Genomic DNA, 25,969 nt, shown 5'->3' with positions numbered 1-25,969 from the left:
CATTTCAGCACTAAAACCTAATAATAATTAATTATCTAAACAACACATCTTCACGGTTAAACCATTTCACACAAAATGCCAGGAGTGCCCCTGCGATGAGTGCTGTTGCTAGGAATATCAATCCCACCAGCGTGTAATCAACGGTGCCTTTAACAATTTCTTTAATCGCTAAGGCGACGTTAGTTACCGGAATAAACGCCGTTTTAGAAGTCAGTTCCATGTTAGGCATTATTGAAATAATAATCGGGAAAAACACGACCATACTTAATGGCGTCATGTAATTTTGCGCTTCTTTAAACGAGCGTGCATAGATTGATATTGCCAAAGCTAATGCAGAAAAGGTTGCAGCTATAGGCAATAATAATACAAAAATCATCAGTAAGTCTGTGATAGCCAATGTACTAAAAGCGGCTTTAATAAATTCAAGATCAGCAAAAGCCAGCGCTAAGGCTATCCAACATCCCATACTAATTACGGTTATCGTGGTTGATGCAATTGACGTAGTGAGTAGAGTAATAAATTTACCCAATACTAGCTCAGTACGAGTAATAGGTGTAAGTAATAAAGTTTCTAAGGTACCTCGTTCTTTTTCACCGGCCCCTAAATCAATAGCCGGATACGTTGCGCCTACCAGTACTAACGGAATAAGTAGATAAGGTAAAAACCCACCCACTTTTTCACCTAGGTTTTCGCGCTTATCGGCAGTATCTACTTTAACTACATTAACTGGCTTTAAAATAGCTTCTTGTGCGCTTTTATCTATACCAAAGCTCAATAATTTACTTTCTTGTAAAGTATCGCTGTACTCTTTAGCAAGCTCTTTGACACGCTCAAATAAGAAGTTAATTGATTTTGAGTCATTAAATACAACTTGCCATTCGCTTTGCTGTTGCTCATTTAATGTTTGCACTGCATCGCTTGGCAGATATATTCCCATGTCGATATCGCCAGCGTTTACACCTGCTTTTAACTCCTCAACACTGTTGAAAGTTTTATCACCTTTATATAACTCAAAGCTTTTGTGATAAAACACTTTATCAGAAAATTCTGGCGCATAGTCGCCATTGATAATCACATAGGTATTTACTTTTTGTTCAGCATCAAGCGCAGCTTGCGAGGATATAAACGCAACCACAGCAAATAACAACGGGAAAACCACAATGGGAAATACCACCACGAACAATAAGGTTTTTTTATCGCGTAGCAGCTCTGTTAATTCCTTTTTAAATACTTCAAACATCATGTTTCTCCGTTAATATGTTCATAAACGCTTGGTTTAATTCTTCACTGTTGCCTGCTTGTTTAAATTCAGCGAGCGTGCCATCAAAACAACTAACGCCTTCATTAATTACCGCAACGCGGTCACATAAAAGTGCTACTTCATCCAAATGATGCGTAGAAAAAATAACAGGAGTACCTTGTGCTTTTAAGCCTTTAATAAAGTTGATCACCGTTTGGGTGGTCATAATATCGAGGCCGGTAGTTGGCTCATCGAGAATAACAACGTCTGGGTGATGTACCACAGCACGCGCAATGTTGGCTTTTTGCTTCATGCCGGTTGATAGGTTCTCAGCGCGCTTATCAATAAATTTATGCATATCGAGTAAGGTAAATAACTCTTCACAGCGTGCCTTAATAGCCTGCTTGCTCATGCCATGTAGCTTTGCAAAATATTCGATATTTTCTTTTACCGTTAAACGGCCATATAAACCAGTAGAGCCAGACAAAAAACCAATACACTTACGCCCAATGAGTGGCTTTTTAATTATGTCATTTCCTGCAATAGTAATACTGCCATCATCTGGTTTTAAAGCGGTAGAGATCATTCTTAATGTTGTGGTTTTGCCTGCGCCATTCGGTCCTAATAGCCCTAGTACTTCGCCTTTTGCACAGCTAAAGCTGACATTTTTAACCGAGTGAAAATAATCTTTATCTTCACGGGGGTCTATATCATCTATTTTATTTTTTTTATGATCTTTAGTGAGCTTAAATTTCTTTTTAAGCGCGGTAACTTCTATCATTTTCGTGTCCTTCGTTTCGGTCTAAAATAGTCCGTGTTATCGTAAAATGATGGATTGTTATTCTCATCACACCAACCAGGAACACCTAATAAAGGTAAAGGTGAAAGCTGTTTGTTATCGGCTAAACAATCATCAGTTTTAATCATCTCATAAAGGCGCTGATCTAGGTACTGATATTGCGTTACTAAATCTTTACAAAATATTTCATCCGGTACATTTACAAATAAGGCTTTGCCAGTCAGTCCAATATAAGGTTTAGTCAACATTTCGTAGTTAGCATGGCCAAACATAAAAGGCGCAATGGTTTTACCCCACAGCTCTCTATGCTCTATAAACGCTGTTTTCCATTGGTGGTCTCTTAACCACTCTTTCCACTGTGATTCGCTAACAGCTAGTACGACCCCACACTCGTCAAACAAAGTCAGTGCGTTACGGTGTTTACTACGTTGTTTTAATCCGTGCTCGGCTATTTCGTCTACATGACGCTGATTTATTAAGGCTTTTGTTTTTGGAAATAAACACCAAATAAAACCACCAAACAGATCATGCCAGTTTTGTTGTCGGGTGGGCACGTCCCCAGTTTCAAAAATGACTTGTTCATAATAGCGCTCAGCAAAATCAACCTTGGCATCATCGACAAAACGAATGGGGAGATTATTAGCATTGATGGCGTTTAAATACGGGGTAAAGTACGCAGGCTCAGGCCAGTCTGTTTGCTGATCTATTTTAAACAGCTGACGAAGGTGCTCAAATGCACCTCCATTTATACTCGTTACTTGAAATTGTTCTGGGGGAGTAAAACGCTTCATTGTTACCTTTACTGTACATTTTTATCAGCAACAGTTTACCGCAAAAACTGGTTCTAATTAACAGAAGTTCATATACTAACGCCACTTAGAACAAAAAAAGAGCCAATATGAAACGTTATTTTTCTTTGACCCTAATAACAACGGCAATTTTAGCCGGCTGTGCAACAACAAGTATCACATCTGATGATGTCGCTAAAGGCTACAACAGCATTCAAGCGGATGAAATTGCTAAGCATGTAAAAGTGTTAGCTTCAGATGAATTTGGTGGACGTGCTCCTTCATCTGAAGGTGAAAAGCTTACACTTGATTACTTAACAAAAGAATTTACTGCTTTAGGCTTTGAGCCGGGTAATGGCGACAGCTTTTTCCAAGAAGTGCCGCTTGTATCGTTAGAAGCAGACTCTGATATGGTGCTTAATATTGGCGGTAAAGACTACCAATACAAAAAAGACATGGTTATGGGCAGCAGCCGTATTAGTGCGCAAGAAGGAATTGAAAACTCGGAGCTTGTATTTGTGGGCTACGGTGTTAACGCACCTGAATATAACTGGAATGATTACGAAGGCCTAGATGTTAAAGGTAAAACCGTTGTTATGCTGGTAAACGATCCGGGTTTTGCAACTAAAGATCCTGCTTTATTCACCGGCGATGCAATGACCTATTACGGGCGCTGGACTTACAAATACGAAGAAGCAAGCCGTCAAGGTGCTGCTGGTGCTATTATTATTCATGAAACTGCTCCAGCGTCTTACCCTTGGTCTGTGGTTGAGAACTCATGGAGTGGCGAGCAATTTGGTTTCGTAAAAGAAAACAATAATATGGACCGTGTTGCTGTTGAAGGTTGGGTTACTGTTGATGTAGCAAAAGAGCTTTTTTCTAAAGCAGGCCTTAATTTTGAAACCGCCAAAGCAAACGCTGCCAAAGGTGCTTACCATGTTGATATGGGCGATTTAACAGCCACTGTGAATGTAAAAAACACCATCAAAAAATCGGTATCTTATAACTTTATTGCCACTCTTCCTGGTAGTAAAACACCCGATGAGCATATTATTTACTCTGCGCATTGGGATCATTTAGGAACGAATAAAAACCGTAAAGGCGATCAAATTTATAACGGCGCACACGATAACGCAACAGGTACAGCCGGTATGATAGAAGTTGCCGAAGCCTTTACCAAACTAGGTAAACGCCCTGACCGTTCAATGACCTTTTTAGCGGTAACCGCTGAAGAGCAAGGTTTATTAGGCTCGAAATATTATGCTGCGAATCCAGTTATTCCAGCTAATAAAACCGTTGCAAATATTAATATGGACAGCTTAAACCTATTAGGTAAAGTAAAAGATATTAGTGTGGTGGGTATTGGTAAATCACAAATGGATGAGCTATTAGCAACTGCGGCCAAAGAGCAAGGCAGAAAAGTATCGGGCGACCCTAAACCATCTTCAGGTGGTTACTACCGCTCAGATCACTTTGCCTTTGCTAATATGGGTGTTCCTGCCATGTATGCCGGTGGCGGTACACAAGCGTTTGATGAAGAAACTGCAAATTACCGTAAGCGTATGAGCTTAGTACTGCGTGGTTGTTACCACCAACCTTGTGATAGATACCGTGATGAGTGGGATTTATCAGGTGCGGTTCAAGATTTACAATTATTTTATAAAGTAGGTTTTGATATTTCGCAGCAATCTCAGTGGCCTACGTGGAATGAAAACTCAGAGTTTCAACGTAAAAAATAACTACTGCGCCAACACGTAAATGATATTGATTATCATTTGATAAAATAGTACAGTGCGATCTCATTCTTTAATTAGGTCGTACTGTATGTTTTTAACATCCCATTTAGGAGTTATTTCGCCAGCTGCAAAACGTGTTTTTCATCAAAATAAACGCCTAATTTTACCTCTGTTAATTTTAGTCTGTTTAGCCCTGCCCGGTTCACGCGCCATAACAATTACTGCACTGAGTGATGCTTTTTTTCAAGTCAGTGTGTTTGTTGTTGCGACCTTATTTATTTACTACTACGCGATTGATCATTTACCCAAACTAGAGCTTCGTTACCTAAATGCTAAGTCACCGGTATTAGAGGTAAGCTTTGCTGCTTTTTTAGGCATGTTACCAGGCTGTGGTGGCGCGATTATTGTGGTGACTCAATTTACAAAAGGCCAAGCTAGCTTTGGCGCAATTGTTGCTGTATTAACGGCCACTATGGGTGATGCCGCGTTTTTATTGTTAGCGACTCGCCCTACCGAGGGTTTAACCATCATGGCAATAGGGTTTGTGGTTGGCTCAGTAACGGGTTTAATCGTCAACACACTTCATAAAACAGGCTACTTATGCCCAACTGATCAAAAGCACACACCACAGGTTACCCTTTTACCGACGAAAATAATTACGCTCAGTAAGCCTATTTGGTACATCGCTATTATTCCGGGGTTACTCATTGCCTTTTTACTCGCTTTTAATATTGATTTGAGCCAATTTGGGCAGTACACCACATTCACTGTTACTCATTTTGGCGCATTAATGGCGTTGTTTGTCGTATTTATGTGGGCGTTATCTTCAAAAGGTGAAAGCTATAAAGAAGTAACCTCAGAAGATGATATATGCAGTCCACCTTCAAAACTCACAAAAGTACTGCAAGATACTCATTTTGTAACCGCGTGGGTGGTTGCCTCCTTTATATTATTTGAACTACTGGTGACAGTGTTTGGCCTTGACTTAAAAACATGGTTTTTAAATTATGCTTATATGGCCCCGCTCATAGCTGTATTAATTGGTTTTTTACCTGGCTGTGGCCCGCAAATAATTGTTACCACTTTATATATTCAAGGGGTTATTCCGTTTAGCGCATTAGCGGCCAATGCCATTTCCAACGATGGCGATGCGCTTTTCCCAGCCATTGCCATGACACCTAAAGCGGCTGTTATTGCCACACTATATACCGCAGTCCCGGCGTTGTTAGTTGGTTATGGACTGTATTATTTTAGCTAAATCAGTCTAGCTTTTATTTATTAAGTTATAAAAAAACCAGCTAATTGCTGGTTTTTTTAATTTATAAATGAATATAAAGACTTAGCGCATAGCCATCATCATTTTAGCTGGCTGCTCTAAGTATTCTTTCCATAAATTATTAAAGCGCGCGATAGTGCCGCCATCAATTACACGGTGATCCCCTGACCAACTTACTTGCATAATTGCACGCGATACCACTTGCCCTTGCTCGTCAAAGCGCGGAAGGTGCTGTAATTTACCTAAGGCAACAATCGCCACTTCTGGCTTATTAATAATTGGCGTAGCTATAGTGCCACCAATCGCACCTATATTCGAAATACTAATAGTACCGCCTTTTAAATCATCTGGTGCTACGCGGCCTTCTCGAGCTGAATCGGTAAGCTGAGTTAAACTGTTAGCAACCTCTACAATACTTTTAGTTTGGCAAGCCTTAATGTTAGGCACTAATAAACCGACTTTAGAGTCTACTGCAACCCCAATGTTATGATCGTCATAGTAAGTAATTTCGCTACAATCATCATTTACTTTTGAGTTAAGTACTGGGAATTGACTCATTGCCAACGATAACGCCTTAATAAAGAACGGCATCATAGTTAACTTAACACCCTGTGCTTTATATTGCTCTTTAAGATCAGTTCGAAGTGCAATTAAATCAGTTAAGTCAATTTCATCACTGTAGGTAAAATGTGGAATAGTAGAAACCGATGCCACCATTTGTTTTGCCATGGCCGCTTTAATGCCTTTAATCGCTTCTGTTCGTGTTCCACCCGAACTAGTCGCGTTACTCTGAGTCGTTTGTGGCTTGTTAAGCTCAGAGGTATCCATGCCAGATGGCACTTCATTTTTTATAAACGCCTCAATATCTTGTTTATAAATACGGCCATTTTTACCACTACCTGGTACGCAGGTTAAATCAACGTCAAGCTCACGCGCTTTACGCCTAACCGCCGGTGATGCAACCGCTTTTTCGTTAACTATTGCAGTTTGCGTTTGCTTAGCAGGTGCGTCTGACGTTGCGTTACTTTGTGCTTTTACAACTGCTTGGTTAACATCAACGTCTTCTTTTGCGACTTGCCCTGCAACCGTCATTTGAAATAATGGGCTATGCACCTTTGCAATTTCACCTTTTTGATAATACAGCTTTTGCACTGTACCGGTGTATTTAGCCGGTATTTGTACTAATGCTTTATCGGTCATTACATCACAAACGGCTTGGTCTTCTTCTATTTCATCGCCCTCTGCCACTAACCATTCAACAATTTCACACTCAACAATACCTTCACCAATGTCGGGTAAAATAAAGTCTTCTAAGTGTTCACGAGTACTTGTTGGTGAAGAAGCTGTTTCAGTCTCTTCACTAGGCGCTTCACCGGCAACATCCATTGCAAATAACGGCGCATGTACTTTAGCAATATCGCCTTTTTTACAATGCAGCTTAGTGATCACCCCATCGTGTACCGCTGGAATTTGCACTAAGGCTTTATCTGTCATCACATCACAAATAGGCTGATCTTCTTTTACAGTGTCGCCCTCTTGTACCAGCCATTCGACTACTTCGCATTCAACTATGCCTTCACCAATGTCGGGTAATATAAAATCTTTAGCCATGGAAACCCCTAAAAGTTCACTGATTGTTTAATTGCGGCCATTACTTTTAATGCATCTGGAACATATTCTTTTTCGAGCGCCAGCGGGTATGGCGTATCTAAACCACACACACGTAAAATAGGCGACTCTAAATGCAGAAAACACTCTTGAGCGATGGTTGCGGCTATTTCTGCGCCAAAACCGTTAGTAATAGGTGCTTCATGACTAACAATAAGACGGCCTGTTTTAGTCACTGATTTAGCAATCGTTTCAACATCCCATGGTAAAATACTGCGAAGGTCAATCACTTCACAGCTAATGCCCTGTTCACTGGCTTGCTTTGCCGCTGCTTCTATAATTTCCATTTGTGCACCCCACGCTAATAAAGTAACGTCAGTACCCTCTTGAACCACTTCAGCTTTACCAAGTTCAATGCTGTAATCTTCTTCAGGCACTTCACCAGTTGAAGCACGGTATAAACGTTTGGGCTCAAAAAATAGCACTGGGTTGTCGTCTTTAATACACGCACGCAGTAAGCCTTTAGCTTGGTATGGGTTACGCGGCACGACAATTTTTAACCCTGGCGTGTGAGCAAAGTACGCCTCTGGCGATTGCGAGTGATACAAACCACCAGCAATACCGCCACCGTAAGGTGTACGAATCGTTAGATTACCCACATTAAACTCATTACCACTACGATAACGAAACTTAGCCGATTCATTCACTATTTGGTCAAACGCAGGAAAGATGTAATCAGCAAATTGAATCTCTGCCAATGCAGGTGCACCAAAGGCTGCCAAACCATTAGCAAAGCCTAAAATACCTTGCTCTGTGAGCGGGGTATTGAATACGCGATGCTTACCGTACTTTTCTTGTAACCCTGATGTTGCTCTAAAAACACCGCCAAAATAACCCACGTCTTCACCAAAAATACACGCTTGAGGATGTTCATTCATGGTGATATCTAAAGCAGAATTAATTGCATGTAGCATGTTCATTTTAGCCATTACTTAATTCTCCCTGCTGTTGTTGGGTAGGCGTCTGGATGTGCTTTTATATGCGTTTTAAGTTCATCATATTGGCGTTGTAAAGATGGAATTGGCGTATCGTAAACATCTGAAATTAGCTCTTCTAACGCCGGCTTATCAATTACTTCAGCGCGTTTTAGTGCCGCTAAAATATCATCACGAATTGTTTCTTTCGCTTTGATATCTTCTGCGTCATCTAACCAATTTTGTTTTACTAACCATTTTCTAAAGCGCTCAATTGGGCATGTTTTATAGTTTGCTTCTTCATCTTTTGAACGGTAACCGCTTGGATCATCTGATGTTGAATGCGCACCTAAACGATACGCTATCGATTCAATTAATACCGGTTCACCTTGTGTCGCAGCAATTTCGCGGGCTTTTTTAGTAGCCGCGTAAACGGCGAGCGCATCACTGCCATCAACACGAATAGTTTTAATACCATAACCCACACCACGCGATGCAATCCCATCGCCTTTAAATTGCTCATCGGCTGGGGTTGAAATAGCATAACCATTGTTACGTGCAAAAAAGATAACCGGTGCTTTATGTACTGCAGCCATATTTAAGCCTGCATGAAAGTCACCTTCTGAGGCAGCCCCTTCACCAAAATAACAAATAGTAACGTTATCAATAGTACTTGCTAGTTCACCTGTTTTAGCATCAATGTGTTTTACTTTTTGACCATATGCGTAACCCGTAGCCTGTGGAATTTGTGTTCCCAAAGGTGATGAAATGGTCATGTAGTTAAGTGCATTAGAGCCATAATGGATCGGCATTTGACGGCCTTTACCTAAATCTAATTCATTAGAAAACATTTGGTTCATAAATTGATCAAGGGTAAAACCACGATAGTGTAAGGCTGCTTGTTCACGATATTGCGCCATGATCATGTCATCTTGATCAAGGGCTGCAGCAGAGGCTGTTACCGCCGCTTCTTCCCCTAAACACTGCATGTAAAAGCTAACACGCCCTTGGCGTTGAGCACCCTGCATACGTTCATCCAATAAACGAATAAAACGCATGGTTTCGTATAATTTAATAGCGGTGTGTTTAGAAATATCAGGTGCAGGAGCACTAGGATGAATGTCGCCGTCCTCAGTTAAAATACTCAGGGTTGGAATATTAAGTGCGTGGCCGTCAATAAACTCAAGCTCATGATTAATATTCAGCGATACGTTATTGGGATTACTCATAACCTACCTTCTTTTGTTGTCGGTATCACAGCGCCCCTTTGGATTATTATTATGGGTGATAGTTGCTGAATAAACTTTGCAACATCTGCACTGTATTTAATTAAAGCTGCCAACACTTTACGTTAACGTAAAGTGTTATTCAACAAAACTGTGACCAAAGAAAAGTAAATAATGAGCAAAAAACTGGCAAGTTAACTATACATATAATTAACCACTTATTAATCAGTTGGTTAAACTTTAATAACAAGTGGTCTGATGTGTTGATTTAGCTAAAGCGGCTATCCACTTGCATAGGGACTACCGTAAGCAATGCACGTTGCCCAATGGCAACCTGTGCGTTAGGAAAAATAATTGCTTCCCCTTCTACGTCGGCATATATGGCATTATCGCCATCGGTGGCTAAAAGCTCACCCTTTGCAAACCCTGTAAAATTCTCGGCATCGTCAGAAAACGGAAAACTAAAGTTTTGCTCTGTGCGGTTAATAGTTCGATGAACAGAAAAAAACTCAAAGTCACTTGCATTAAATTCTGGGTATTTTACTTCTTTTTGGCTAATTAATGCAGTTAGAGTTTGTTTTGTTTTTGCAAAGCGTGACATGTCGTTTTCACCAAAGGGTTTCACTTGCCCAAGCTCTACAGTAAATGAGTCGGCACCATGAACAAACGACGAATAGTAGCTAAACGTGGTAGCAGGCGACTTCATCATCAATACTGTATTCACACCACAGCTTAATAAGAACTGCAGTTGCGACTTTTTCCAAGGCTTGCCATGTAAGAATGGGTAAACAGCAAATTTTTCGTTTTTAGAACCGCGAATAGCGGTATGTAAATCATAATGACAGCGATACGTACCCTGCTCTGAACGGGTGTAAAAATCGCTAACATATTGCTCAAGTTTATCAGCGCGAACGCGTTCGTCGTTCATCGCTATACCATCAACAGTGTGGTGGCCGTTAAACAAGCGGTTTAAGTTCTCTTCTACAAATCGTTTACCAATATTAATTGACTGAGGATTACCAAAAATAAATAAAACACGCTGTTGTAATTCAAGTTGCCCACTAATAATGTGTTTAATCAGTTCATCGCAAATTTCAATGGGGGCTGTCTCATTGCCATGAATGGCACTGGATAGCACCACATTTTTTGAGGTAACACAATCAGGCTCAAACTCAATCACTCCGGTATCGTGTATGGTAACCTGAGTATTGTTATTAAGCGTAAATTGACCTGCCTCTAAATGCCATTCATGGTTACGCGAAAGCGTTAAAAAATCACCATCTTGTTTTAATTGATTAATATATTCTGCAGTGGCTGACATAACGATAAAAGCCCTTTTTTTTTAAATTATAGATACAAAAACGGCTGATAAAATCAGCCGTTTTTAGTTGTAATTGCATATTAGCTAATCACTGAATCAACCAGTTTTTTAGCTTCTTTTTCTAATAAGGCTAAGTGCTCTTCGCCTTTAAATGATTCTAAGTAAATTTTATAAATATCTTCCGTACCTGACGGACGCGCCGCAAACCAGCCGCTTTCAGTTACCACTTTTAGCCCACCAATAGCTGCATTATTACCTGGCGCATGAGTTAGCTTTTGTAAAATAGGCTCACCCGCTAAGGTATCTGCTTTTACGTCATCAGCACTGAGTGCTTTTAATCGCGACTTTTGCTCAGGCGTTGCTGGCGCATCTAGGCGTTTATAAAGTGGCGCACCAAACTCTTGCTCTAGTTCTTTATACAGCGCAGACGGGGTTTTACCCGTAACTGCAAGAATTTCAGCGGCGAGTAACCCCATAATAAAGCCATCTTTGTCTGTACACCAAACCGTGCCATCAAAACGTAAGAAAGCCGCACCAGCGCTTTCTTCACCACCAAAGGCCAATTTGCCTTTGTTTAAACCCTCAACAAACCATTTAAAGCCAACGGGTACTTCTTTTACTTTACGCTTGTTGCGCTCAGTTACTTTGTCAATCATTGAGCTAGAAACAAGGGTTTTACCGATTTCAACACTGGCATCCCAATCACGATGCGTTAGTAAATAGTCAATCGCTACGGCTAAAAAGTGATTAGGATTCATTAACCCATCTGGTGTTACTATGCCGTGACGGTCATAATCAGGGTCATTACCAATCGATAAATCAAAATCATCTTTAAGCGCAATTAAATTAGCCATTGAATAAGGTGATGAGCAATCCATACGAATTTTGCCATCTTTATCAAGCGGCATAAATGCAAAACGCGGATCAACACTGTCATTAACGACCGTTAAATCTAAATTATATTTTTGCGCAATCACTGGCCAAAAGTTAATGCCTGAGCCACCTAATGGATCAATACCAATCTTGATGCCTGCATCGCTAATCGCTTTTAAATTAATAATGTTTTTTAAATCATCAATATAAGGCGTCATTAAATCTTCGTAGCGAATAAAACCAGAACGGGAAGCTTTAGCAAAAGGAAACAGTTCTACTTCAACTAAGTCTTCTAATAATAATTGATTGGCTCTGTCCTCAATCCATTTTGTAACGTCTGTATCTGCAGGACCGCCATTGGGCGGGTTATATTTAAAACCGCCATCTTCTGGTGGATTATGAGATGGAGTCACTACAATACCATCGGCAAGCTCGTTAGGATGATTTTTATTATAACTAACAATAGCATGGCTAATAACTGGCGTTGGAGTAAAGTCACCATTTTCTTGGGTGATCACTTGCACTTCATTAGCAACCAACACTTCAATTGCTGAGTTAAAGGCCGCCTCGCTCAGTGCGTGGGTATCTTTACCTAAAAATAACGGACCAAATATATCGTTCTGTTTTCTATAATCACAAATAGCTTGGGTGATTGATAATATGTGTGATTCGTTAAATTTTACATCGTAGGCACAGCCTCGATGCCCTGAGGTGCCAAATGCAACACAATGCTCGGGGTTTTGCTCTAAGTCAGGCTCATTTAAATAATACGCAGACACTAACTTTGGTACATTCACTAAAGCCGATTGTGGTGCAGTTTTACCTGCGCCGGAATGAATTGCCATGGTCTTTCCTTAAAGATAATCACGAATTTTTTCAGCTTGCTCGTTGCTATAGCCTAAACTAAGTGCAACTTCATGCAGCATCATTTTTTTACGCGTGGTATTAGAATTGGTCATCACCCAATATTCACTGTCAGTGATATTTTTTGGGTTCATACTACTACCGCTATTCACTAAGTCTTCTTTGCTGGTCGCGAAGTAAACACGATCTCGACCTTTAATATCTAGCACCGCAGAGAAATCTGTTTTATGCGTTCGATAAAATGCACTTAAAATAAATAAAAAACGACCTACAACGCCTTTTTGCATCGCCAATTCTTCTTTATTTAAAATATTAAATACGTTTGCATTTTTTTTATTTACCGGCGGTTTTGCCACTTGGGTTGGCTGTTCAACGTCTGCTATAGATTGTTCTAGTGATGAATTAGACACACTTACGGTTTCATTTTTATGATCAGTGTCTAGTTTAGTGGTGTTAATTTTTTCGCCGTTGAGATTTAATAAACGACGTAAAATAGTGGATGCACTCTCACCAATACTCTGTGTATTGCTTGCAATGTACTGATATAACTCGTCGTCTATGTCGATTTGTTTCATGTTCTTCCTGTCATTACGGGTCACATTTTTCTTTCGATATGATTATACCCAAATCACCTCAAGATGCGAGTTTCAGTTGGAATTAAAAGCGATTTAGGCAAGGCATTGATTGCAAACAATAGTCGTTCTATTGCTAAAACCAATAACGCAGTATAAATCGCTTTTAAACCAACCCTCTGGGCGTTTCACAGGAACTTACTCTCATCGTTGTTAATTTTTAAAAGGGATCACCATTGTTGCAAACTAACGCCTTGATATTAAGCCCCGGTGAAACGCTGAATTCTGTATCTTGTGATGGTTTGGGTATATACCCAATCCAGTTAGAAATGCGAGTTACAACCCACGCGACTCTAAACATAGTAGTAATTAATAATTACTAAATAATCAGGAAGCTAGGTGTTTTTGAGTCCAACATACAAATAATACCTGTATTTTTTGCTTTTTAGGGTAATGCTCGGCAAACTATGCGCAAAATTGAAGGAGACGTCTATGCAATTAAATTACAAACAAATTGGTCAAGGTCCAAATGTTATTTTGATCCATGGACTGTTTGGCTCTTTAGAAAACCTTAATGTGATTGCAAAGCCATTAAGCGAGCATTTTTGCGTAACCAATGTTGATTTACGTAATCATGGCCTTTCGCCCCACAGCGATGAAATGGATTATACTGCAATGGCTAATGATGTTGTTGAATTAATGACGGCATTAAACATACAAAAAGCGCATCTGGTTGGGCACTCTATGGGCGGCAAAGTGGCGATGCAAATAGCACTGAGCCATACTGATTTAGTCGATAAACTAGTGGTTCTTGATATTGCGCCTGTGAGCTACCCTGCGCGCCATACCCAAATACTTGAGGCTTTAAATGCAGTAAAAAATGCAGATATTAGTGATAGAAAGCAAGCTGATTTAATAATGCAACCGTATATAGAGGAGATAGGTGTACGTCAGTTTTTATTAAAAAGCTTATATAAAAATGATGATGGGCACTTTGTTTGGCGCTTTAATCTACCTGTGCTCGATGATAAATATTCAACTATTACCGCAAACATTAATGCAAATAATTCTTGTTTGTGCGAAACTCTGTTTATTAAAGGTAATGACTCTGACTACATTTTAACCGAGCATCGCGAAGCGATTAATGCGCTGTTTAAAAACGTCAGTGCAAAAATCATTCATGGTGCGGGTCATTGGTTACATGCCCAAAAACCACAGGCTGTAAACAAAGCAATCAATGATTTTTTAACTGCAGTTTAATGTTATTTTTATGGCGTGTTTTTGATTTATCACACTAAATAATTAAAGATTTATGTGCTATAGTACGCGCCGTTTAATTTAAAGGTTATACGTCGATGGTCAGTCAGTTTATTAACGAATTTGATACCTTAGGGTTGTATTTTGGCTTAGCAGGTATTTTTATTTTTATCGGCTTGGCAATTAAAGACGTACTGAAAAGCGGCAATGTGCCTAAATTTGGTCGTTATATTGTGTGGCTGGTACTCTTTTTAGGTTGCTCTGGCTTTATTGCCAAAGGACTTATTCAGGTATTTTGGCAAGGTGCGGGTGTAGGTTAAGCATGGCCAAGTCAGAAACAGATAGAACAACGCTTGATTTATTTGAATACGAGAAACGTCCAGGAAGACCTAAAACTAATCCCCTTCCTCGGGATATGCAGTTAAAGGTTAATAAACGTAATCAAATAAAAAGAGATAAGGCACGTGGTTTAAAGCGTGTTGAATTTAAAGTTTCGTCACAGCTGTATCAGGCACTCAGTGATATGGCAGATGCACAAAATATTAGCCGCAGTGCGTTGATCGAAACAATTTTACAAGAAAGATTGGCTATTGATAGATAAAAGGTTTAAATCCATGGCAAGTGTAGGCATTTTTTTCGGAAGTGACACAGGTAACACAGAACACGTAGCAAAAATGATCCAAAAAGAATTGGGTAAAAAGCTCGTTGCTGTGCATGACATTGCAAAAAGCTCTAAAGAAGAGATTGCTGAGTTTGATCTGATCTTATTCGGTATTCCAACTTGGTATTATGGTGAAGCGCAATGTGATTGGGATGATTTCTTTCCTGAGCTTGAAGAAGTAAGCTTTGAAGGTAAACTAGTTGCTATTTTTGGCTGTGGCGACCAAGAAGACTATGCAGAATACTTCTTAGATGCTATGGGCATGATCAACGATATCGTAACAGAACGTGGCGCTATTGTTGTTGGCCATTGGCCAACAGACAGTTATGATTTTGAAGCATCAAAAGGCATGGCTGATGACAAACATTTTGTTGGTTTAGGTATTGATGAAGACCGTCAGCCAGAATTGACTGAGCAGCGTGTTAAGCAGTGGTGTGCTCAGGTATATGATGAAATGTGCTTAAGTGAGTTAGCAGATTAATCCCTCCTTTTTTATGCTAACTGTTTAAAATATTATCAAACAGTTAGCATTTTCCGCGTTAATATTGATATAGATCAATTGTTCTTTGCACTTCCTGCTAAGGCACGTTATCCTAACTGTTATTGTAACGAGTACATCTTGCAAGATGTCTAGTATAACTAAATAAAATTGAGACAGATTTAATGACTGATCATAACTTGGAACTTAAAAAAGCCGGGCTAAAGGTAACTTTACCGCGTATTAAAATTTTAGAGATTCTTCAATCTCCAGATAACCAACACATAAGCGCTGAAGATGTTTACAAGGTTTTATTAGATCTAGGCGAAGAAATTGGTCTTGCGACTGTTTACCGTGTTTTAAACCAATTTGATGATGCAGGAATTGTAAGCCGTCACCACTTTGAAGGCGGTAAGTCAGTATTTGAACTTTCTGGCAGCACTCACCATGACCACTTAGTGTGTTTAAAATGTGGCAAGGTTGTTGAGTTTGAAGATGATTTAATTGAACGTCGTCAACTTGAAATAGCTGAAGAAAACGGTATTAAGCTGACCAATCACTCTCTTTACCTATATGGCGAATGTGAAGATAAAGACGCGTGTAAAGCGTTTGCGCAAAGCAATAGTTAAAAGCCTATTTAGTTTAATAAAAAAAAACCTGCGATTAAGCAGGTTTTTTTTAACTAAAAAATAGAGCAATATTATTTGTGCTCTATTTTAGCCCACGAATCACGTAAGCCTACCGTTTGGTTAAATACCAGGTTTTCTGATTTAGTATCACGTGAGAAATAACCGGTACGCTCAAACTGAAAACCTTGTGCAGGTATAGAATTAGCCAATGAAGATTCAAGTTTAGCATTAGAAATAACCACTAATGAGTCTGGGTTTAACGTGCTTTCAAAGTCCTCTGCGGCTGCAGGGTTAGGCACACTGAATAAACGGTCATATAAACGTACTTCAGCTGTCACTGACTCAGGCGCAGATACCCAATGAATAACCCCTTTTACTTTACGACCATCGCTTGGATTTTTACCCAATGTTTCAGGATCGTAAGTACAGTAAATAGTTGTAATTTCACCATTGTCGTCTTTTTCAACACGCTCTGCCTTAATCACATAAGCACCACGTAAGCGTACTTCTTTATCAAGCACTAAACGTTTAAACTTATTGTTCGCTTCTTCACGGAAATCTTCGCGTTCGATAAAAATTTCACGCGTGAAAGGCACTTCACGGCGACCCATTTCTTCTTTATTTGGGTGATTAGCCACAGAAAGCGTTTCTACTTTATCGACTTCATAATTCTCAATCACAATTTTCACTGGATCAAGTACAGCCATAGCACGCGGAGCATTTTCGTTTAAGTCATCACGGATACACGCTTCAAGCATGCCCATTTCAACCATATTTTCCTGCTTAGTAATACCGATACGCTGACAGAATTCACGAACAGATGCCGGTGTATAACCACGACGACGCAGACCCGCAATGGTTGGCATACGCGGATCATCCCACCCTTCTACGTGCTTATTAACCACTAAGTCATTAAGCTTACGCTTTGACATAATTGTGTATTCAAGGTTTAAACGTGAAAACTCAATTTGTTGCGGGTGACATTCAAGGCTGATGTTATCCAATACCCAGTCATATAAACGACGGTTATCTTGGAACTCTAGCGTACATAATGAATGAGTAATGCCTTCAAGTGCATCAGAAATACAATGCGTGAAGTCGTACATTGGGTAAATGCACCACTTATCCGCTGTTTGATGATGATTAGCAAAACGTATACGGTATATAATTGGATCGCGCAGCACCATAAATGAGCTGGCCATATCTATTTTAGCGCGAAGGACACATTCACCTTCTTTAAATTCACCGTTACGCATTTTTTCAAATAATGCGAGGTTTTCTTCAGGTGATGTTTCGCGGTATGGGCTGTTTTTACCAGGCTCTTTTAATGTACCACGGTATTCGCGAGCTTGATCTGCAGTTAAGAAACAAACATACGCTAAGCCTTTATTAATAAGCTCTACCGCATAACCATAAAGCAGATCAAAATAGTTTGACGAATACTTAATCTCACCATCCCAATTAAACCCTAACCACTTTACGTCTTCTTTAATTGAATTAACGTAGTTAATATCTTCTTTTTCTGGGTTTGTATCGTCAAAACGAAGGTTACATAAACCGTTATAGTCTTTGGCGATACCAAAATTTAAGCAAATTGATTTTGCATGGCCAATATGTAAAAAGCCATTAGGTTCAGGTGGAAAACGGGTATGCGTTGTGGCATGTTTTCCACTTGCTAAATCTTCATCAATTCGGGTTCTAATAAAGTTATTTGGGCGATTCTCGATTTCCGCCATAGGATTATAAACCTCTGTATATTGCGTGATAACAAAACTACTGCATTATTACAAAAACCAACCTTAACATACAGTAATAGATGCGGGTTTATGCAGTTATTACCAAAGTTTGTTAGATAAGGGATAGTTTATGAGCAAAATTTGTTTTAGCGCAATATTAAAGTCATTAAAGCGATTTATAGTAAACGAATAACCCCAACTTAAAGGAACGAAGATGGCCTCATTAAATCAACACCGCATATATATTCCAAGTAATGCACGTGCAAATCATTACTTATTAGCCGAAATTACACCTAATGAAGATTTTTATAAAAACTTCAGTAATATTAATGCTTGCTATGAACGAATTGCGCGTCAGTTATTTGCATCATGTGATGAATATGAACTGCATAATGTTCATTTACTCGCAAATGATAAACTCCCCGTGGTGAGATTTCATGATGAGTCTTACCAACTTGAAACCAATAAGCAAATGTTGTTTTTTTATAACCCTCGTTACCATGAAGCACATAAACTACATCACACAGAAAATCAGCAAAGTAAAAAAATACGCCTATTGTTTTTAGCTACTGGTGAAGATATACGTGCCCACTCAGCGCAATTTCATACCAATGTACAAAAAGTATTGAGTCATTTACAAGATCAGTTATTCTTAGACCAGCCAAGCTTTAAGCTGCGCGATCATCAACATTTAACCTATGATTTATTCGCTAAAGAAAAAGGTAATAAAGAAAGCTATGGATATAAACTAAGAAGTTTATACCCTCGTTATCAATCCAGACAATGCGCAATACCTAGTAGCCATGCTGAAATGACTTACGTCACCTTCTCTATTCCCGTGTCACGTAATATTAAAACGCAATTTCAAACACAAATTAATAGCCATACTTATAAACCGTTTTATAACCACTTTTTGCAGTTATTTACTCAACTTTGTGAAGATAATAAACTCACCCATGCAGCGATGGTTGCCAATGGGGCAATGCCAATAATTCGTAATAGTGAAGTAGATAGAAATGAGGGAAATGGTGAGTTACAAAAAATTAGTTTTGATATAGAAGATTCAGCGCCGCAAATAAAAGTATTTTTTGATGAAAATAAACTCGTAGAGACGCTACATTTTGTGATTGTTGCCGCCGCACATAACAAACATGAGATTGGCTATGGTCGCTTTATGAACCAAGTAGAGAAAACCGTTCATGCATTCTGTGATGAATTAGCTATTAATAAGCAGCGCCAAGATTTATCTCTGCGATTTTTTCAACATATTAGTTACCCGTTTTAAAATTAAGGGTAATACGCTCTAGTCATAGATAACAAAAAGGCTCGCAATTGCGAGCCTTTTTTAAAGAATAACCGCTGATTACCAGCCTGTTTTTTCTTTAAGTGCTTTACCGATATCAGCCAGTGAACGTACAGTTTTTACGCCCGCAGCTTCTAATGCAGCAAATTTCTCATCAGCAGTACCTTTACCGCCTGCGATGATTGCGCCAGCGTGACCCATACGCTTACCTTCTGGTGCAGTAACACCAGCAATGTAAGAAACAACAGGTTTAGTTACGTTAGCTTTGATGTACTCTGCAGCTTCTTCTTCTGCAGTACCACCAATTTCACCAATCATTACGATTGCTTCAGTTTGGTCGTCTTTTTCGAACATTTCTAAAACGTCGATAAAGTTAGTACCTGGGATTGGGTCGCCACCAATACCAACACACGTAGACTGACCAAAACCAGCATCTGTAGTTTGCTTAACCGCTTCGTACGTTAAAGTACCAGAGCGAGAAACAATACCTACTTTACCAGGCTTGTGGATGTGACCAGGCATGATACCAATCTTAGTCTCACCAGGAGTGATAACACCTGGACAGTTAGGACCGATCATACGTGTACCTGTTTGATCTAGTTTAACTTTAACGTCAACCATATCAAGTGTAGGAATACCTTCAGTGATACAAACAATTAGCTCGATGCCCGCATCGATTGCTTCTAAGATTGCATCTTTACAAAAAGGTGCTGGTACGTAGATAACTGATGCAGTTGCGCCAGTTGCTTCTACAGCGTCACGTACTGTGTTAAATACTGGAAGACCAAGGTGCGTTTGACCGCCTTTACCTGGGCTTACACCACCAACCATTTGTGTACCGTACTCAAGCGCTTGCTCTGAGTGGAAAGTACCTTGACCACCAGTGAAACCTTGACAGATAACTTTTGTATCTTTATTGATTAATACAGACATTATTTGCCCTCCGCAGCAGCAACAACTTTTTCAGCCGCGTCTGTTAATGATTCAGCAGCGATGATGTTTAGATCAGACTTAGCAAGTACTTCACGACCTAGTTCAGCATTAGTACCTTCTAAACGTACAACTACTGGTACTGTTACACCTACTTCTTTAACTGCGCCAATGATGCCTTCTGCAATCATGTCACAACGAACGATACCGCCGAAGATGTTAACTAAAACAGCTTTAACGTTGTCATCTGAAAGGATAATTTTGAATGCTTCAGATACACGTTCTTTCGTTGCGCCGCCACCAACATCTAGGAAGTTAGCTGGCTTGCCACCGTGTAGGTTTACGATGTCCATAGTACCCATTGCTAGGCCTGCACCGTTAACCATACAACCTACGTTACCATCAAGGGCTACGTAGTTAAGCTCGAAGCTTGCTGCGTGAGCTTCACGCGCATCTTCTTGAGATGGATCGTGCATTTCACGGATTTTAGGTTGACGGTAAAGTGCATTACCATCGATACCGATTTTACCATCTAGACAGTGAAGGTTACCTTCATCTGTGATTACTAGCGGGTTGATTTCAAGTAATGCGAAATCGAAATCGTTGAACATATTACCAAGACCCATGAAGATCTTAACAAACTGTTTCATTTGCGTTGGGTTAAGACCCAATTTAAAACCAAGCTCACGTGCTTGGTAAGCTTGAGGACCTACTAATGGATCGATCTCAGCTTTGTGGATAAGTTCTGGTGTTTCTTCAGCAACAGTTTCAATTTCAACGCCGCCTTCAGTAGACGCCATGAACACAACTTTACGAGAAGCACGGTCAACAACAGCACCTAGGTACAGTTCGTTAGCGATGTCAGTACAGCTTTCTACTAAAATTTTAGCAACTGGCTGGCCTTTCTCGTCTGTTTGGTAAGTAACTAGGTTTTTACCTAACCAGTTAGCTGCAAACGCTTTAACTTCGTCGATAGTTTTAACTAGCTTTACACCGCCAGCTTTACCACGTCCACCTGCGTGAACCTGAGTTTTAACAACCCACATATCGCCGCCAATCTTTTCAGCAGCTGCTGCAGCTTCTTCAGGTGTATCGCAAGCGAAACCTTGAGAAACTGGTAAACCATATTCGGCAAAAAGTTGTTTTGCCTGATACTCATGCAAATTCATGATGCTTTATCCAATTTTTTATATTAAAAGAGTTGAATATTTATGCAAATAAACAACTATCCCAAATTGCGTGCCTAGTATAGATCTCATGGCGCTACATGAAAACCCCAGTATGACCATAGGCACAAAAAAAAAGCTGTGATTTTAACTCACAGCTTATATTTCATACTACTTAATTAAACATCCAGCAGTAAACGTGTTGGATCTTCAAGTAACTCTTTAATTGTTACTAAGAAACCAACTGATTCTTTACCATCGATTTGGCGGTGATCGTAAGATAACGCTAAGTACATCATAGGTAAGATTTCAACTTTACCGTTTACAGCCATTGGACGATCTTGGATTTTGTGCATACCCAAAATTGAAGACTGCGGTAAGTTAATAATTGGAGTAGATAGTAACGAACCGAATACACCACCGTTGGTGATAGTGAAGTTACCGCCGGTCATATCGTCAAGCGTTAGCTTACCATCACGACCTTTAAGCGCTAGCTCACGAATACCCTTTTCGATTTCTGCAACAGATAGCTTGTCACAGTCTTTAAGTACAGGTGTTACTAAGCCACGAGGTGTAGAAACAGCAATGCTGATGTCGAAATAGTTGTGGTAAACAATATCATCGCCATCAATTGATGCATTTACATCTGGGAAACGCTTTAACGCTTCAGTCACTGCTTTCACGTAGAAAGACATGAAACCTAAACGGATACCGTGGCGCTTTTCAAATACTTCTTGGTACTGCTTACGAAGATCCATGATTGGCTTCATGTTAACTTCGTTAAATGTAGTTAACATTGCAGTAGAGTTTTTCGCTTCAAGAAGACGATTCGCAATTGTTTTACGTAAACGTGTCATAGGCACACGTTTTTGTGTACGGTCACCCATAGGTGCTGCTGGCGCTGCTTCTGCTTTTGCCGCTGGCGCAGGTGATTTTAAGAATTGATCAACATCTTCTTTAGTCACACGACCATTTTTACCTGAACCTTTGATTTTTGATGCATCAAGGCCTTTCTCAGCAATTAAACGACGAACTGATGGCGTTAACACATCTGAACCCTCGCTTGAGCTTTCTTCTTTGGCTTCTGGTGCATCCGCTTTAGCGTCAGATTTAGCGGGGGCAGCGCCTGCTTTTACTTTACCAATTACTTGCTCACCAAGAACAGTATCGCCTTCGTCATGAATGATTTCACCCATAACGCCGTCTTCTTGGGCAACCACTTCAAGTACAACTTTATCTGTTTCAATATCAACCAAGTTTTGGTCGCGTGTTACCGCGTCACCTGGTTGAACATGCCAAGTAGCAATTGTTGCATCTGCAACTGATTCTGGAAGTACAGGTACTTTAATATCCACTTCTTTACCTTCTGATGCTGGTGCTGATTGCGCCGCCGGCGCGTCTTCTGATTTTTCTGATGCTGAGCTATCTTCTTTTGGCTCTTTACTTGGTGATGCTTCTTGCGCATCACCAATTAAACCGATCACTTGGTCACCAAGTACCGTAGCACCTTCTTCTTGTGAAATTTCAGTGATTACACCGTCATTTTGTGCAACCACTTCTAAAACCACTTTGTCTGTTTCAATATCTACTAAGTTTTGGTCACGGCTTACTTTGTCGCCAACACTTACATGCCATGTAGCAACGGAAGCATCTGCAACCGACTCAGGAAGAACAGGAACTTTAATTTCTGTGCTCATTGCTTATCCTTTCTTTTCTATAGTAAGCGCGTCGGCAACGAGCGCTTGTTGTTCTTTAGTATGTACTGACATATATCCACATGCAGGAGATGCTGATGCCTTACGGCCTGCATATTTCAATTTTGCACCTTGTGGAATTGCATCAACAAAGTGATGTTGTGAGCAGTACCAAGCGCCTTGGTTTTGCGGCTCTTCCTGACACCACACAAAATCAGTAACGTGTTGGTAACGTTCAATAATTGCTTTCATTTCGTCATGTGGGAACGGGTAAAGCTGCTCAACACGAACAATTGCAATATTGTCTTGCTCAAGTTTACGACGTTCTTGTAATAATTCGTAGTAAACTTTGCCGCTACAAAATACAACACGTTCTACTTTCTTAGGGTCAATCTCATCAATTTCATCAATGATATTGTGGAACACACCTTCAGATAACTCTTCAAGTGTCGATGTTGCTAATGGATGACGTAATAACGATTTCGGTGTCATTACAATCAATGGACGACGCAGTGGTCTAACTGATTGACGACGTAACATTGCGTACACTTGTGCCGGTGTTGATGGTACACACACTTGCATGTTGTGATCAGCACAAAGCTGTAAAAAGCGTTCTAGACGAGCCGAGCTGTGCTCTGGACCCTGACCTTCATAGCCATGAGGTAACAAGCACGTTAAGCCACATAAGCGACCCCACTTTTGCTCACCTGAACTTAAGAACTGGTCAAATACCACCTGTGCACCATTAGCGAAATCACCAAATTGTGCTTCCCACAATACTAATGAAGTCGGCTCTGCAGTTGCATAACCATATTCAAATGCTAATACCGCTTCTTCAGACAGTACTGAGTCGAACACTTCAAACGTACCTTGATCTTCACTAAGGTTCTGTAATGGTAAATACGTTGCACCATCTTTTTGACTATGAACAACCGCATGACGGTGGAAGAAGGTACCACGACCTGAATCTTGTCCAGTTAGACGAATATCAGTGCCTTCAGCTGCAATAGTTGCATACGCTAAAGTTTCTGCCATACCCCAATCAAGTGGTTTTTCGCCAGCAGCCATTGCTTTACGATCATCGTATATTTTTTTAACACGAGATTGTGCTTTGTACTCTTCTGGGTAACTTGCAACTATGTTACCAAGTTCTTTAAGCTTTTCTACCGAAACGCTAGCATCGTAATCAACACTCCATTCATGGCCTACATACTTAGCCCAATCTGAAGAGTGTGATGTTTCTGGCTGTATTTCTTCAACAACACAGTTGCCATCGTCTAAACCATTACGGTAATCATCAGCAAGCGCTTTCACTTCATCTTCTGTGAAAGAACCTTCAGAAATCAGCTGATCCGCGTAGATTAAACGAGGTACTGGGTGTTTTTTAATTTTTTGGTACATAATTGGCTGTGTAGCGTTAGGCTCATCAGCTTCGTTATGACCATGGCGACGGTAACAAACAAGGTCAATCACAACGTCACGTTTAAACTGATTTCTAAAATCAAGCGCGAGTTGCGTTACAAAAGCAACCGCTTCAGGATCATCAGAGTTTACGTGGAAAATTGGCGATTGAACCATTTTTGCGATATCAGTACAGTAATCAGTTGAGCGTACATCGTCTTTTTTACTTGTTGTAAAACCAACTTGGTTATTAACAACAATACGGATACTACCGCCACAACTAAATGCATTAGTTTGCGATAAGTTAAACGTTTCTTGAACAACACCCTGACCTGCAATTGCTGAGTCGCCGTGGATAGTGATTGGAAGTGCTTTGCTGCCTGTTTTGTCATTAAGACGATCAAGACGTGCACGCACAGAGCCCATAACCACCGGATTTACGATTTCTAAATGCGACGGGTTAAACGCAAGTGCCATGTGCACGTTGCCACCTTTAGTCGCGAAATCTGATGAATAACCCATGTGGTATTTAACATCACCTGAGCTTAACGTTTCTTTGTGCTTGCCAGCAAACTCATCAAAAAGTTCTGATGGATTTTTGCCTAGCACATTAACAAGAACATTTAAGCGACCACGGTGGGCCATACCAATAACGGCTTCTTTTTGGCCACTTTCACCGGCACGGTGAATAAGCTCTTTTAACATAGGCACTAACGCATCGCCACCTTCAAGTGAGAAACGCTTAGCACCCGGGAACTTAGCCCCTAAATATTTTTCAAGACCATCAGCCGCTGTTAATCCCTTGAGGATTCGTAGCTTTTCATTTTTATCAAATTTTGGCCTAGACTGAACAGACTCTAAACGCTGTTGTAACCAACGCTTTTCTTCTGTTGATGTGATGTGCATATACTCGGCGCCAATAGAACCACAGTAAGTGGTTTTTAGTGCTTGGTATAACTCACCTAAAGGCATAGTATCGCGGCCAACGGCAAACGATCCTACGTTAAATTCGCGGTCAAAGTCAGCATCCGATAAGTCGTGGTACTCTAGCTCTAAATCTCGTACACGTTCTCGTTGCCAAATACCTAGTGGATCTAGGTTTGCATTTTGGTGTCCACGAAAACGGAAAGCATTAATAAGTTGCAGTACTTTAACCTGTTTAAGGTCGCCACCACTGCCCTCTGCTACCACTACTTCTCTATGCTTGTTTTTAGCAAGCGCCGCAAATTGTGAACGAACTTCTGAATGTTTTACTTCAACATCCACACCATCTACTTTTGGTAACTGTTCGAACACTTCTCGCCATTCTTCTGGCACCGAAGTCGCATCGTCTAAATACGCTTCATAAAGCTCTTCAACATAAGCAACGTTACCGCCGTTTAAATGTGAAGATTCTAGCCATGCCTTCATCACACCTTCGTGCATTTATAAGCCCTT

22 protein-coding genes are annotated in these 25,969 nt (G+C 40.2%); 8 read left to right on the top strand and 14 right to left on the bottom strand.

The window, feature by feature from the left end; all coding sequences use genetic code 11:
* Positions 1-31: 31 nt before the first annotated feature.
* Genes ND6B_RS10140 through ND6B_RS10150 form a run of 3 tightly spaced genes read right to left on the bottom strand, consistent with a single transcriptional unit; the run spans position 32 to position 2,830 of the window.
* Positions 32-1,240 (bottom strand): ABC transporter permease, encoded by a 1,209-nt coding sequence (locus tag ND6B_RS10140; protein ID WP_033103410.1) that lies wholly within the window; start codon positions 1,238-1,240, stop codon positions 32-34.
* On the bottom strand, positions 1,233-2,021 hold the full coding sequence (locus tag ND6B_RS10145; protein ID WP_033103409.1) for an ABC transporter ATP-binding protein: 789 nt from the start codon (positions 2,019-2,021) through the stop codon (positions 1,233-1,235). The genes ND6B_RS10140 and ND6B_RS10145 overlap by 8 nt, the downstream gene beginning before the upstream one ends.
* Positions 2,018-2,830: a DUF3025 domain-containing protein gene (locus ND6B_RS10150; protein WP_033103408.1), complete on the bottom strand. Its 813-nt coding sequence runs from the start codon at positions 2,828-2,830 to the stop codon at positions 2,018-2,020. The genes ND6B_RS10145 and ND6B_RS10150 overlap by 4 nt, the downstream gene beginning before the upstream one ends.
* A gap of 107 nt (positions 2,831-2,937) precedes the next feature.
* Here ND6B_RS10150 and ND6B_RS10155 point away from each other — a divergent pair, with 107 nt between their 5' ends.
* Together ND6B_RS10155 and ND6B_RS10160 are read left to right on the top strand one after the other, a co-directional pair.
* The gene (locus ND6B_RS10155) at positions 2,938-4,566 is read left to right on the top strand and encodes a M28 family metallopeptidase (RefSeq protein ID WP_033103407.1); all 1,629 of its coding nucleotides are present in this window, start codon (positions 2,938-2,940) and stop codon (positions 4,564-4,566) included.
* A gap of 85 nt (positions 4,567-4,651) precedes the next feature.
* The gene (locus ND6B_RS10160; protein WP_033103406.1) at positions 4,652-5,821 is read left to right on the top strand and encodes a putative manganese transporter; all 1,170 of its coding nucleotides are present in this window, start codon (positions 4,652-4,654) and stop codon (positions 5,819-5,821) included.
* Between the two features lie 81 nt (positions 5,822-5,902).
* On the opposite strand, the gene ND6B_RS10165 is transcribed toward ND6B_RS10160, so the two are convergent.
* The 6 genes from ND6B_RS10165 to seqA form a co-directional block, all read right to left on the bottom strand.
* Positions 5,903-7,450, bottom strand: coding sequence for a dihydrolipoyllysine-residue acetyltransferase (locus ND6B_RS10165; protein ID WP_033103405.1), 1,548 nt, complete (start codon positions 7,448-7,450; stop codon positions 5,903-5,905).
* A gap of 8 nt (positions 7,451-7,458) precedes the next feature.
* Entirely contained in the window at positions 7,459-8,436 is a 978-nt protein-coding gene (locus ND6B_RS10170) for an alpha-ketoacid dehydrogenase subunit beta (protein WP_013464999.1), read from the bottom strand.
* The gene (locus tag ND6B_RS10175) at positions 8,436-9,650 is read right to left on the bottom strand and encodes a thiamine pyrophosphate-dependent dehydrogenase E1 component subunit alpha (protein WP_033103404.1); all 1,215 of its coding nucleotides are present in this window, start codon (positions 9,648-9,650) and stop codon (positions 8,436-8,438) included. Before ND6B_RS10175 ends, ND6B_RS10170 begins: the two co-directional genes overlap by 1 nt.
* Positions 9,651-9,915: 265 nt before the next feature.
* Entirely contained in the window at positions 9,916-10,968 is a 1,053-nt protein-coding gene (astE, locus tag ND6B_RS10180) for a succinylglutamate desuccinylase (protein ID WP_033103403.1), read from the bottom strand.
* Between the two features lie 80 nt (positions 10,969-11,048).
* Positions 11,049-12,686, bottom strand: coding sequence for a phosphoglucomutase (alpha-D-glucose-1,6-bisphosphate-dependent) (gene pgm, locus ND6B_RS10185; protein WP_013465002.1), 1,638 nt, complete (start codon positions 12,684-12,686; stop codon positions 11,049-11,051).
* A gap of 9 nt (positions 12,687-12,695) precedes the next feature.
* A complete protein-coding gene (seqA, locus tag ND6B_RS10190; RefSeq protein WP_033103402.1) occupies positions 12,696-13,280 on the bottom strand; it encodes a replication initiation negative regulator SeqA in 585 nt (194 codons plus the stop codon).
* A gap of 489 nt (positions 13,281-13,769) precedes the next feature.
* On the opposite strand from seqA, the gene ND6B_RS10195 reads away from it, so the two are divergent.
* The 5 genes from ND6B_RS10195 (at position 13,770) to fur (ending at position 16,302) form a co-directional block, all read left to right on the top strand.
* Entirely contained in the window at positions 13,770-14,537 is a 768-nt protein-coding gene (locus tag ND6B_RS10195; RefSeq protein WP_033103401.1) for an alpha/beta fold hydrolase, read from the top strand.
* A gap of 95 nt (positions 14,538-14,632) precedes the next feature.
* Positions 14,633-14,854 carry a DUF2788 domain-containing protein gene (locus ND6B_RS10200; protein ID WP_008113777.1) on the top strand — a complete coding sequence of 74 codons (222 nt, stop codon included), beginning with the start codon at positions 14,633-14,635 and terminating at the stop codon, positions 14,852-14,854.
* 2 nt (positions 14,855-14,856) lie between these two features.
* A complete protein-coding gene (gene ybfE / locus ND6B_RS10205; protein WP_008113775.1) occupies positions 14,857-15,135 on the top strand; it encodes a LexA regulated protein in 279 nt (92 codons plus the stop codon).
* Positions 15,136-15,148: 13 nt separating this feature from the next.
* Positions 15,149-15,676 (top strand): flavodoxin FldA, encoded by a 528-nt coding sequence (gene fldA, locus ND6B_RS10210; RefSeq protein WP_008113772.1) that lies wholly within the window; start codon positions 15,149-15,151, stop codon positions 15,674-15,676.
* A 182-nt stretch (positions 15,677-15,858) separates the two neighbouring features.
* Positions 15,859-16,302 carry a ferric iron uptake transcriptional regulator gene (gene fur / locus ND6B_RS10215; RefSeq protein ID WP_013465004.1) on the top strand — a complete coding sequence of 148 codons (444 nt, stop codon included), beginning with the start codon at positions 15,859-15,861 and terminating at the stop codon, positions 16,300-16,302.
* Positions 16,303-16,373: 71 nt separating this feature from the next.
* On the opposite strand, the gene glnS is transcribed toward fur, so the two are convergent.
* The gene (gene glnS, locus ND6B_RS10220) at positions 16,374-18,038 is read right to left on the bottom strand and encodes a glutamine--tRNA ligase (RefSeq protein ID WP_033103400.1); all 1,665 of its coding nucleotides are present in this window, start codon (positions 18,036-18,038) and stop codon (positions 16,374-16,376) included.
* Between the two features lie 214 nt (positions 18,039-18,252).
* Between glnS and ND6B_RS10225 the strand changes: the two genes are divergently transcribed.
* Positions 18,253-19,323: a DUF3083 family protein gene (locus ND6B_RS10225; RefSeq protein ID WP_033103399.1), complete on the top strand. Its 1,071-nt coding sequence runs from the start codon at positions 18,253-18,255 to the stop codon at positions 19,321-19,323.
* A gap of 78 nt (positions 19,324-19,401) precedes the next feature.
* Here the strand turns inward: ND6B_RS10225 and sucD are convergent, their stop codons facing one another.
* The 4 genes from sucD to sucA all read right to left on the bottom strand — a co-directional run bounded on the left by sucD (position 19,402) and on the right by sucA (position 25,957).
* Positions 19,402-20,274: a succinate--CoA ligase subunit alpha gene (gene sucD / locus ND6B_RS10230; protein ID WP_024603036.1), complete on the bottom strand. Its 873-nt coding sequence runs from the start codon at positions 20,272-20,274 to the stop codon at positions 19,402-19,404.
* Positions 20,274-21,440, bottom strand: coding sequence for an ADP-forming succinate--CoA ligase subunit beta (gene sucC / locus ND6B_RS10235; RefSeq protein ID WP_008464053.1), 1,167 nt, complete (start codon positions 21,438-21,440; stop codon positions 20,274-20,276). Before sucC ends, sucD begins: the two co-directional genes overlap by 1 nt.
* A gap of 176 nt (positions 21,441-21,616) precedes the next feature.
* On the bottom strand, positions 21,617-23,134 hold the full coding sequence (gene odhB / locus ND6B_RS10240) for a 2-oxoglutarate dehydrogenase complex dihydrolipoyllysine-residue succinyltransferase (protein ID WP_033103398.1): 1,518 nt from the start codon (positions 23,132-23,134) through the stop codon (positions 21,617-21,619).
* Positions 23,135-23,137: 3 nt separating this feature from the next.
* Positions 23,138-25,957 carry a 2-oxoglutarate dehydrogenase E1 component gene (gene sucA, locus ND6B_RS10245; protein ID WP_028835188.1) on the bottom strand — a complete coding sequence of 940 codons (2,820 nt, stop codon included), beginning with the start codon at positions 25,955-25,957 and terminating at the stop codon, positions 23,138-23,140.
* Between the last annotated feature and the right edge of the window lie 12 nt (positions 25,958-25,969).

This window comes from Pseudoalteromonas sp. ND6B (assembly GCF_000764215.1).
In the GTDB taxonomy this organism is placed as follows: Bacteria; Pseudomonadota; Gammaproteobacteria; order Enterobacterales; family Alteromonadaceae; genus Pseudoalteromonas; species Pseudoalteromonas tetraodonis.
Note: the sequence above shows the minus strand (reverse complement) of the source record. Positions and strands in the feature narration are given on the sequence as shown.